This window comes from Okeania sp. SIO2C2 (assembly GCF_010692625.1).
Taxonomy (GTDB): domain Bacteria; phylum Cyanobacteriota; class Cyanobacteriia; order Cyanobacteriales; family Microcoleaceae; genus Okeania; species Okeania hirsuta.
In genome coordinates, this window is record NZ_JAAHGM010000027.1 from 83,386 (window position 1) to 93,087 (window position 9,702).

Consider the following 9,702-nt stretch of genomic DNA (forward strand, 5'->3'; position numbering starts at 1 on the left):
AGAATAGGGAATAGGGAATGGGGAATAGGGAATAGGGAATAGGGAACAGGAAATGGGGAATAGGGAAAAATTATACTCAAATTTAATTTTCCAGATTGCCAAATCTAAACCTCCCCTATAGCGCTTATCTATATAGATATCAAAAGTTAATTTAGAGGTATTTTTTGAAAGTGGTGTTATCTTAACATTTTAGCCTTCGCTAATCTAGATTAACTGTACTTCATCTAGTCAAAACATTTCATATTTATCAAAAAAGGGAACAGGGAATAGCTAATAAGGAATGGGGAAAAATTATACTCAAATTTAATTTTCCAGATTGTTAAACCCAAACTTCCCTCATGGCGATTTTCTATGCTAGAAAAAGTTAATTTAGATGTATTTTTTTGAAATGGTGTTATCTTAACATTTTAGCCTTCGCTAATCTAGATTAACTGTACTTAATCCAGTCAAAACATTCATCATTTAACATTTAATAATGAACAGATTTTTTTCGTTCCTCCGTCAAACAGCAATTATATTTTTAATAACTTTTGACTTAACATAATTCTCATTCCATATAGCGCTTCTCCATCTAGAAAAAGTTAACTTATAGGTATTTTTTTTACTGATTTTATACCATACATGAAAAAAGAATGTGTTTGAATAATAAGTACGGTCGAAAGACTTTGCAGGAGATATCCCTTTAACAAAAAAGAGAATTTCCTATCTAAAAGCTGGTATTAAAGCCATTCATTCTGACTCCTGACTCCTGACTCCTGACTCCTCATAAAAAGTCTAGTCATTTGTAGCAAACATTTATCACGCTTGGTGTTATATTAACATCTTAGCGATCGCTAATCTAGTGCAGGATGGCGGAAATAACTGGTTACAAAATACTAAAACAATTACAAATCAATACTTTTGACTTTTAACTTTTGAATTTTAACTTCCGCGTAGCGGCACTAGATTAACTGTATTTAATCCAATCAAAAAATTCATCCTTTAAAATTTAATAATGAACAGATTTTTTTCTATCCTCCGTCAAACAGCAATTATATCTTTAATAACTTTTGGCTTAACAGAAGTCACATTCAGAATTTATCACAAAATTAATCCATCTTTTATGTTTTATGACCCCTCATCTTATAATCGCTGGCGTGGGAAACCATTATCTACAGATTATGATTTTCAATTAAATTCTCGGGGATTTAAAGATGTAGAATTTAGCAAACAAAAAGCAGAAGATACATATAGAATTCTGGGTATAGGTGATTCTTTTGCTTATGGAGGTATTCCCTACAAACATAATTTTTTAACTCTATTAGAGTCAAAACTTAATCAAGATAGTCAGCAACCAATAGAATTAATAAATATGGGCATAATTGCTATTGGGCCAAAAGATTATTTATCCCTATTAGTGAATGAAGGATTAGAATTAAATCCTGATATGGTGTTGTTATCTTTTTATATCGGAAATGATTTTTCTGATAACTATAAATCACAACAAAACCGGAGATTACTTAAAGTTCAAGATTCTTATGTTTTCTCATTTTTTGATTTTCTAATTAAGGTGAATAGTAAGTTTGAAGGTAATCTTTATCATCATAATATTGAGTATCGAGAAGATTTACCTACTGTACCTGATGACTTTCATCTGGAAGAAGCAAAAAAGAGGAGTTATATTTTTCTCAAAAATCCTGAAGAAACTGAATTTAAAGAACATTTTAATGATGCTTTGGGCGACTTATTAAAAATCAAAGAAATCTGCGATCGCAGAAATATTACTTTAGTCGTAGTCTTAATGCCTGATGAAGTACAAGTTATCAAAGAATTAAGAGATAAAGTAGTTGCTAGTTATAATTTTACTCCCAATAAATTTGATTTTCGACAACCTAACAAATTATTATCTCAAGCACTTGTCAAAAATAATATATATTATCTTGATATTGTTGAAGAATTTGTGACTGCGGGTACTCAAATTCCTCTCTACAAACCTAACGATATTCATTGGAATATTGCTGGCAATAGATTAGCTGCTGAAGTAATAGATAAGTATCTCTCTGAAGAATTTTTTCAGTAGATATGGCAATTCGTCCATTGGTTGTGAAAATTTTTATAATAGACATCTGTTCAACAATTAATAATTAATAATTAATAATTAATAATTAGGGCTTACCGATCTAATCTAAAAGCATTGACATATAAAGACAAGTGCCTTTTTGGGGTCGAAAAAAGTGCAAATTTTTCAGCTCTTTATGCTCAAAAAGGAGCGTATTTTAGGCGCATAGTTGGGCAAAACAATCTTGGGACAATTCTTACTCCTACCTTTTCGCTCATTCCCCGTTTCTCCTGTCTCCTGTCTCCTGTCTCCTGTCTCCTAACTCTACTGATTTATTTTGATTTGGAGCAAGTGTATTAAAGATTGAATTAGCTATATATTCAGACAAAATCTTTTCTCCAGCTTTCGTGTAATGACAGCAACTATCAATATAAACTATCTCTTTGGCATTATCTAAAATATTCACACCATTGAAAATATTCACACCATTTTGTTTCAAATCATCTATCTTACTTAAAAGCACTGGATACCCCAATTCTGTTGCTTCTTTAAAAGGAGTATCAGAGTCAAAAGCAATTTTCTTTTCTGCTTCACTGTAAATTCTATTGGTAGGGTAATATTGATTTGGCTGTAGAATATGAAAATATAAAATATTATTATTAGCAGCAATTTGCTTCATCATTATGGAGGCTTTTTTCCAATGTTCCGCCATAGTCTCATATAATTCTGATTTTTCTAGTTGAGGAGATTGTGCATAGAAATAAACGATACTAGCTTCAGTTTCTCCCGCAGCTTGTTGAGCTGCTTTTTTCCTTTCTTTATCAAATATTTTGACATTTTTACGATAGGTCGTTGCTAGATTTTGTACATAAATTGATGTCAAGGCATAACAGTAAGCTACTTGACACTTATCTAAAGTTTCTAAAGCATCTTTCAATTTATCTTTACTGTCGTTAATTTTTAACATTGCTCTAATAGATTTTGTCGAGAGACTATTATTCGCTATGTTGGTTAACGGCACAACATGATTGGTACTTGGCATCATAATATCAATATTATTTTTATTGTTTGCTTTTGCCAAAATAACCTCATTAAACCCATCTATATTGATGAGCATATCAATTTTTTGGCCGATGGAGAGAAAGTAATTTAATAATATTAATTGTTGCGGTTGTTTATAGCCACCTGTGGCAAAAGACAAGATCACAAATTCCTTATATTTAAGCTCTGGAACTTGCTTTAATTTATTGACCAAAATTTGATTCTGAATTTCATATATTGAATAATTTGAGGCAACTGAACCACCAAATACTCCGATGATATATTGATTTTCACTCTTTTTTTGATAGGGATAATCATAAGGAGAAATAAAACCAGCAGCATTGTATTTAAATCCTTCTCTAAAATCTGGTCCTGGTTTTTGAACATAGCCAAAGTAAGGATGTAGTCTTTCTATTACAGAGTCTTCTAACCTAATTCCTGCTAAATTTATTCCCATTGGCTTTTGATTAATATTGGCATTTATATTTTCATTTTTTTCTTGATTTTCTAGTTCTTCTCCTTGATTATTTTCCGCTACTTTTTCTCTAGTATAGAAAAATTGCTTATATCTGAAAAAATACCAACCCAGAGAACCTAACTCTAAAAATACAAATAAGAGAATTATGTTGATCAGAATGATTTTCCATAATTCTGATTTTTTTTTCAAAATACTCAAGTTTTTCATGGCAATTTAATAGCAAATAATTTAGATATTTTTTCGGTTTTGCTCCAGTAGAAGTAGTAAATATTTCTAACTGATATAGCAATATGATTTTAGTTGTGAGATATAGCGCTCTCCGCAGGCAAAAGGAGGAATAAAAAACTGTTTTCTTAGCATTCCGTAAGGAATAGTATAATATTTTAGCTATTGGACAGTTCTTGTAATTTGTAAATATGCCAGCGCACATTGCTATATTGGAGACTTTTATTTTAGAGAATAGGGAAGAATAAAATCGGGAAAATTTTTCCAATAGACATCTCCAATAATAAAAAATAAAATCAATTATCTCATATAAATTATCAATTTTTCCTCCCTACTCCCTACTCCCTACTCCCTCTTTTCTGGAGATGTCTAATCATTCTTTATTCTATGTTAATGAAAACTGCTATAGCTGACAGCTAAATGCTTACTCTTCCATAATAGTTTTGACAGAATTAGCAACGTACTTATCTAATATTGTCTGGCCAATTATATTATAATGACAGCAAGCATCTCGATAAACAATTTCTTTTTCATCATCAAAAATATCCACCGCATTAAATACATTAACTTTTGCTTTTTGTAAGCTATTAACTTTAGAAATTAACGCTGGATAACCTTTTCTTACTCCTACTGCATAAGGATTATCTTCAATAATAAATTTTTTTTCTTCTGAACTAAAGACTCTTTCTGTAGGATAATATTGATTTGGCTGAATAAAGTGAAAATACAATATATTTCTCTCAACTAGAATTTGACTCATTGTTAGTGATGACTCATACCAATTTTTAGCAACTTTTTCAAAAGCAACTTTATCCTCTAATACTTGTGGCATTTTACTCAAATAAACTAAGCTGTCAATATTATCTGTTTTGCTAGAATCTTTGGCAATTTGTTCATCATATTTAAAAATTTCTTTTTGATATCTGTCTAATAATCCTTTAACCTCCAAACTTTTCCAACCATAACACAATGCTAATTTACAACTTTCTAATTTATTAATAGCAATTGATAAATTATTTTTCAGCTCACTAATTTTCACTATTGCTTTCATTACTGACAAATCATCATTAGCTAATCGTGTTAAAGGTAAAATATGTTGTACGCTTGGCAAAAATAACTCTATTTTTTGCTGATTATTCAGATTAGACAATGCTACTTCATTAAAGCCATCTATATTAATAACTAAATCAAATGCTTGCCCAATAGAAAGAAAATAGTTAAGCATTAACAAATGTTGTGGTTGCTTATAACCCGCAATTGCAAAACATAAAATGATAATTTCTTTGTCTTTTAACTGAGGAATTTGTTTTATTTCTTGAATAAATCCTTCATTACCCTTAGCTTCATTGTAAATCGCATTTGTAGCAAAATAATAAGCAACTGAACCGCCAAATACACCCACAATAAACTGATTTTTATTTGTTTTAGCAAAAGGATAATCATACTGAGATACAAGGCCGTAATTATCAACCCGTATTCCTGATTCTTTATAAGCAAAAAGAGATTTTTTTTTGCTAAATATACCTTGTTTTCCTACATAGCAAAAAAGAGGATGTAGTCGCTCTAAGATAGATTTATTTATTCCGTACCTAGTCTATTTTCTGTTTTTTTCAACTCTTTCCGAACTTGATAAATAGTATTTTTTGATTATAAAATAGTTGCTTTTCCTGGGAATAATAAAATCATAATGAAACAAATTATAAACCAATAAATGCTAAGATTAAGTTAATACTGATTAAACTAAACCCTGTTTTTATTCCCTGAATAAATTTCAAAATTTTCATGGCATTTCCTAAAAATTTCTAATATTCCATGGTATGGTTTTGGTCTTCAAACCTAACCAAAAATTAAATTTGGAAACCAAACCCCATACAATTTTTTCTCACGAATTATTTAAGATTAGTATATTTCTCACACAAATAACTTGCCATTATTTCCCCTACAAATTTATGACCTGCTATATTCCAATGACCTCCACAGGGAAATGCATTATCAAAACCATGCAAACATTTACCTGTTCTTTTTGCCTCATCCCAAATAGGTCCGGCTAAATTATACACTGGTATATTTTCCTCCTTACCAAAATTTTTTAATCTAATATCTGGATAGAATAAATTTGGCACATTCAAAGATTTTCTAAATCCATCACGGTGTTGAGTATTCGGTAAAACCTGATAAGCATCACTAGCTGTTATTAGCATAAATTCTGCTCCTTGCTCATTAACTTCATCTCTCATTAGTTTGATTAAACCTTCTGTTAATTCCCAAGTTTCTTCCCAGTCAGAATTGGGTTTTGGTTCCTTGTAAAAAGCAAGATTAATTTCACTATAATCTTTTTCAAACTGACGGCGTTTAGTATTAATATCAACCTTTCTAATTAACTGTAAAATTCGAGAATTTTGTACTAACCAAAATGGCAAGGAATCTACTAGGGAAAAATTATAACGGTCTCTCTGCCAAAATTTCAAATCTCGGAATGACATATCTGCCACAAGTTGACCATCTTGATAGACAAAATAGGGGCGTAAATGGTCATGTTCTAAAGTACGAGAATTATTACGAAGGTCGTTACCAGAATAAAAAGCTAATATTACTAAATCAGGTTGATAATCCCAAACATTATGTCTTAAAGTCATTAATTGTTGAGCTGTTCCATAACCTTGTACGCCAAAATTCATTACCTCAACTTTCCGGTCTTTTAACACAGGACATTGTTGTAAATTTTGCTCTATTATTGCACCATAAGTATCTTCTAATTTTACATGGATTGCTTCTGTAAAAGAATCTCCTAATAAAGCAATTCTTAAACTATTTTCTGGTTTTGTTTGACTCCGTTCATAATCCCGAAAACCACCACTATTCATTTTTATTTCAGAAGGTATACCTTCTCCAGTCCAAAATGATTTGCCATTAGGATTTCCTGCCCAACCTCGATAGGGGTCTTTTGTTGTGTATAAAAGTTCTTTATTAGAGTCTTCTCTTGGCGGTGGTGGAGTTTCTATTTTTGCTATTCTTAAACCTATTTCACCTGCGGCAATACTAAATATTAATGTACTTACTGTTAGTCCTACATTGATAGCTAAATTTTTTAGTTTTTTCATTCTATAAAGGTTAGTTGAGCAAGAGATTATTTTTAATATTGAGAATAAATATTGTAGCGTGAGCATCTTACTTGATACCGAAAAATCAAAAATTATGTGAATTTTCTTATTTTCTATCCTAGGGATTTGCTCTCCAAACCCAAGGAAAAAAAACGAACCCCCCCACTACGGAATATCCTACTACCATAATGTTTGAAATTTCTATCCTAGGAGTGTGGTCCTCAAACCCAACACCCAACCGAAAAAAGAACCTCCTTACTACGGAATATCCTTGAGTAGATAGCAAAGTAGGGACGTTGCATACAACCTCCCTACATGGTCATATTTTTTTAGGACATTAGTAAATCCTATTTGCGGAGGATTCCTAGGAAAAACTCACCCAGAGATTACTTTTGACTTTTTTGCTTTGAAGTTTTATCAGAAACCGGGTTTCTGGGAGTTAAAAGCTAGTATAGCGGGACATTTTCTGATGATGGTATTACTATTTCTTCTGTTTCACTGGGGGTAAAAATATCACCAACTATCCTAAATCCACTCATTGTTTTTACTTGTTTAATATACTGTTCTTCATTAATATTAGAACCGCTATATAAATTTTCTAACTAACTTAACTGACTTAACTAATTTCACTAACTTCAATAACTGTTTAAAATTACTATAAAGCTCATTTGGTTCGTAAAAGTTTTTGAGTTATGAATCGGGAATGGAATAGAGGCAAGCAATATAGGAAAAAGATTGAAAAATACTCCCCTATTCTCCTACTTTTAAGATGAGAATCATATTTTTCCCATTATTAAATCTTTCCATCCATTCCTACTCAGTGAAAAACCACAAATATTTTCATTCTATGAAGCTCTAGAAAAATCGGTGCGTCAAAGGATTTTTGGTTCCACCTTCACAATTTTTGTGATAATTTAAAAGTTACAAGGAATGATTTGCCTATGTACATGACTTTTTATTCAACCAAAGATAAAGATAGTTATCTGGGCGATCGTAAATTTTGTACAAAAGTCGTCAACAACTCATCATCCAGATTTGATATAAAATTCTGACCCTTGACTCCTAACCGCTATATCTCTCACATAAATAATTTCCCATTATTTCCCCTACCAATCTATGACCTTCAACATTCCAATGACCTCCACAGGGAAGTGCATTATCAAAACCATGAAAACATTTACCTGTTTTTCTAGCTTCATCCCAAATAGGTCCTGCTAAATTATAGACTGGTATATTTTCCTCTTTCCCAAAATTGTTCAGTCTAATATCTGGGTAGAATAAATTTGACACATTCAAATATTTTTTCAAATTATCACGCTGTTGAATATCAGGCAAAACTTGAGAAGCATGACTAACTGTTATGAGCATAAAATCTGTATTTTTTTCATATACTTCATCTCGCATTAACTTAATCAAACCCTCAGTTACTTCCCAAGTTTCTTCCCAATCAGAATTAGGTTTTGGTTCTTTGAAAAAATCTATATTAACTGCATTATAATCCTTGTTATATTGACGGGTTTTAGCATCCATATCTACCTTTCTAATTAACTGTAAAATCCGGGAATTTTTTATTAACCAATATGGCAAGAAATCTACCATAGAAAAAGCATAACGATTTCTCTGCCAAAACTTCAAATTCCGGAACGACATATCTGCCACAAGCTCCCCATCTTTGTAAACAAAATAAGGGCGTAAATGGTCGTGTTCTAAATTAGGAGAATTATTACTAAGATCGTTACCTGGATAAAAAGCTAAAATAACTAAATCTGGTTGATAATCCCAAACATGATGTCTTAAAGTCATTAATGCTTGGGCTGTACTATAACCACTTACACCAAAATTCATTACTTCTACTTTTCGATTTTTTAACACAGAGCATTGTTGTAATTTTTTCTCCATTACTGCACCATAAGTATCTTCTAATTTTACCTGAAGTGCCTCTGTATAAGAATCTCCTAATAGAGCAATTCTTAATCCATTTTCTGGTTTATTTTTACTCCGTTCATAATCACGAAATCCTCCACTGTTCATTTTTATTTCAGAAGGAACACCCTCCTCCTTCCACAACCCTTTGCCATTAGGTTTTCCTGCCCAACCTCTGTACATATCTTTGAAAGTATGGAGAGGATTTTCATCTGCACCCATTCTTGGCACTGGATACTTAATTCCTGCTATTCTTAATCCTATTTCACCCACTGTCAAAGTAAATATTAATGTACCTAATGTTAATCCTAAATTGATGGCTAAATTCTTAAGTTTTTTCATTATATTGGAGATTTATTTGTTAATAAAAAGTCTTTTGATCAAAGTAGAGGTCAGTCCTCAGAAGTTGGGAGTCACGAGAAATGGAAATTTTATAAAATCTGGTATTATCGGTAGTTCTGACTCCTGATTTTTTGTACTACTTTTAGAAGTGCATAATGTAGTAAAATGACATATCTAAAATAATGGTGCAATAAGTGTAGTAGACTGACACAGCTAAAAGTGTGCAGAGCGCTTTTTTCATAATCACCCCATCGCCCCATCACCCCATCACCCCATCACCCCATCCCCCCATTTTCTAATGCACCATTTAAAGTGTGTCGGTCCAGTACTGGACTGTTTCATCTAAAATGGTGCATTAGAATAGCCAGTCAAAAGTTACTCTTGCTAAGACAAGCGATATAGCTGCCGCACTTGCTCCGCCAACGCAAAAAACAGACAACCAAAAACAAGCGATCGTTAAAAACAGACAGCCAAAAATAGACGTTCTGGACGCTCCACAACTAAAATAGTGGAATAGAATAGCCAGCAATATGAGGACAATAATTATGGGAAGA

Annotated in this window: 6 protein-coding genes; 1 reads left to right on the plus strand and 5 read right to left on the minus strand. The window is 31.8% G+C overall.

The genetic code is table 11. The features are described from left to right. The first annotated feature begins 994 nt into the window (after nt 1-994). Nucleotides 995-2,059, plus strand: coding sequence for a hypothetical protein (locus F6K18_RS20900; protein WP_287523617.1), 1,065 nt, complete (start codon nt 995-997; stop codon nt 2,057-2,059). A 253-nt stretch (nt 2,060-2,312) separates the two neighbouring features. Here the strand turns inward: F6K18_RS20900 and F6K18_RS20905 are convergent, their stop codons facing one another. The 5 genes from F6K18_RS20905 to F6K18_RS20925 all read right to left on the minus strand — a co-directional run. Continuing rightward, entirely contained in the window at nt 2,313-3,764 is a 1,452-nt protein-coding gene (locus F6K18_RS20905; RefSeq protein ID WP_287523620.1) for a hypothetical protein, read from the minus strand. A 442-nt stretch (nt 3,765-4,206) separates the two neighbouring features. Beyond that, on the minus strand, nt 4,207-5,184 hold the full coding sequence (locus F6K18_RS20910; RefSeq protein WP_287523622.1) for a hypothetical protein: 978 nt from the start codon (nt 5,182-5,184) through the stop codon (nt 4,207-4,209). Nucleotides 5,185-5,671: 487 nt separating this feature from the next. After that, nucleotides 5,672-6,883, minus strand: a complete 1,212-nt coding sequence (locus tag F6K18_RS20915) for an SGNH/GDSL hydrolase family protein (RefSeq protein WP_287523624.1) — start codon at nt 6,881-6,883, stop codon at nt 5,672-5,674. A 1,062-nt stretch (nt 6,884-7,945) separates the two neighbouring features. Beyond that, nucleotides 7,946-9,148: an SGNH/GDSL hydrolase family protein gene (locus F6K18_RS20920; RefSeq protein WP_287523627.1), complete on the minus strand. Its 1,203-nt coding sequence runs from the start codon at nt 9,146-9,148 to the stop codon at nt 7,946-7,948. Between the two features lie 355 nt (nt 9,149-9,503). Beyond that, nucleotides 9,504-9,702 (minus strand): hypothetical protein (locus tag F6K18_RS20925; RefSeq protein WP_287523630.1); only part of this gene is annotated, 199 nt, incomplete at its 5' end.